This is a genomic window from Mesorhizobium sp. M7A.F.Ca.CA.003.01.2.1 (genome assembly GCF_003998945.1).
GTDB classification, from domain to species: Bacteria; Pseudomonadota; Alphaproteobacteria; order Rhizobiales; family Rhizobiaceae; genus Mesorhizobium; species Mesorhizobium ciceri.
The window spans coordinates 1-2105 of sequence record NZ_RZRA01000954.1 but is presented as its reverse complement, the minus strand read 5'-3'; the positions used below and the strand labels follow the sequence as shown (position 1 = coordinate 2105).

Sequence of the window (2105 nt, the reverse complement as noted above, 5' to 3'; positions counted from 1 at the left end):
GGTGAAGCCCGGCTTCTACCAGGTCCTGAACTCCGTCGCGCTGGTGCTGAAGAAGTTCAAGCAGACCACGGTCGACGTGTTCGGCCACACCGATTCGACCGGTGGCGACCAGCACAATTTCGATTTGTCGCAGCGTCGTGCTTTGGCGGTGGCGAACTATCTGTCCGGTCAGGGCGTGGATCAGCGGCGCTTCGCCGTCACAGGCTTCGGCAAGACACGTCCGGTCGCATCCAATGCCACAGCCGAAGGTCGGGCCCAGAACCGCCGCGTCGAGATCCAGCTGTCGCCGCTCACCTGATCCGTCCGGCAAGCGGATGCGAAACGGCCCTCATGCGGGGCCGTTTTTGTTTGAGCTGACATCGGCGCTCTGGATGGGTACGGTATAGATTTAGTTATTGCTAAAATATAGCTTTCCGGCGGCCATGGAAAGGAATAGCATCATGGCAGTCCAGCGGGGATGAGGCGGTGTAACCGGCCGCGCAATCAGCATTTTTCCGCCTCGGTCTTGCACGGCCAGATCAGAAATCTGGGAGGAATGCATGACAAGAACAGCCAGCCTTGGGCGCTGTGGCGTCCTCGTTTTAACAGGTTTGGTAGGCGCGTGGCTGAACGTTGCTTCGGCTCGGGCCGAGGACGCCAACAAGGCCGACATCGAAGCCTTGAAAAAGTCGCTCGCCAAATATGAGGATTACACCGCTGCCGTCCGCGATCTCTATCTGTCGACGGTCGGCTGCGTCTACTACAGCGGAGAAAAGATAGCGGGCGCGATGGATTACCCGAAGGGCGCCATGGGTATTCACTTCGTCAATGTCCCGAGTGTCGGCCAGAAGCTCGACCCGATGCACCCCAACGTGCTGATCTATGAACCGACCAAGAAGGGTTTGCGGCTGGTGGGCGCGGAATGGCTGGTGCCTCTGACGCCGGACATAAAGGAGCCTCCGAAGCTGTTTGGCCAAACCTTCATGGGGCCGATGGAGGGGCACTACCCTCTCATCCCGAAGGAGTTCGTCCATTACGACCTTCATGCCTGGCTCGGGGACAATCCGAACGGCATGTTCAGTCCGACGAACCCGAACGTGAAATGCTCGAAGGCCGAGTTTCCGATGCTGGAAAAACCGACCAAGATGATGCCTGGGCCGATGTAACGGGCGAACCAGGCTGGAGCTCTACCGAGAAGGCAAGCCGGATGGCTGGCTTGCCTTCGAAGCGGTCGGGATCAGACCTTGGCGACGATCCGCATGAAGGCCGGCATGTCATCGCCGAAGCCAACGGTGGAATCGTTGTCTTCCTGGTGACGTTGGCGGGCAGGGCGGCTGTTGTCTCGCTGCGGCCGGGTATCGCCGCGTTCCGGTGCGCGCTGTTCGTTGCGATCGGACGATTTGCGCTCGGTGTTTTCCGAACGGATCGCTTCCTTGCGCGAGCGCCGTTCGCCGACGTCGGCGGCTGCCGCTGCGACCTCGGCCGCCGGCTGGTCCTCGCGGACTGTTTCCGGTGCCGTGTCTTCGCTGCGCTTGGCGTGGCGTTCGCGCGGTTTGCGCTCGCCGCCCTTTTCCCTGCTGCGGTCGTCGTCCTTGCGACCGGCGCGGCGCGGTGCGCCCTTGCCACGGCGCGGAGCATCGTCCTCGCCGCCTTCGCTGGCAACCACCGTCGACAAGTCGCCGTCATGCCATTCGATCTTGTTGCCGATCAGCCGCTCGATGGCGTCGATGTATTTGGTGTCCGACTTGGTCGCGATGGTGAAGGATTTTCCGGAGCGTCCGGCGCGGCCGGTACGGCCGATACGGTGGACATAATCCTCGGCATGGATCGGCACGTCATAGTTGAAGACATGGCTGACGTCGGGGATGTCCAAGCCGCGCGCGGCGACGTCGGAAGCGACGAGGTAGCGCAGCTTGCCGTCGCGGAAATTGGCCAGCATCTGCATGCGCGCGCGCTGGTCCATGTCGCCATGCAGCGCACCGGCGTCGAAATCATACTTCAGCAGCGAGCGGAACAGTTCCGACACTTCGACCTTGCGGTTGCAGAAGATGATGGCGTTCTTCAGTTCGGCATCTTCGGCCTTGATCAGGTTGCGCAGCGTCTCGCGCTTGTCCCACGGCTTGGAG

The 2105-nt window shown here is 61.5% G+C and carries 3 protein-coding genes; 2 read left to right on the top strand and 1 reads right to left on the bottom strand.

Features of this window, described 5'->3' with window-relative positions:
• Window positions 1–298: OmpA family protein (locus tag EN969_RS28170; RefSeq protein WP_145966666.1), on the top strand; the 298-nt coding region annotated here is incomplete at its 5' end.
• Between the two features lie 241 nt (window positions 299–539).
• A complete protein-coding gene (locus EN969_RS28165; RefSeq protein ID WP_013531372.1) occupies window positions 540–1145 on the top strand; it encodes a hypothetical protein in 606 nt (201 codons plus the stop codon).
• 71 nt (window positions 1146–1216) lie between these two features.
• On the opposite strand, the gene EN969_RS28160 is transcribed toward EN969_RS28165, so the two are convergent.
• Window positions 1217–2105 (bottom strand): C-terminal helicase domain-containing protein (locus EN969_RS28160; RefSeq protein WP_164758560.1); only part of this gene is annotated, 889 nt, incomplete at its 5' end.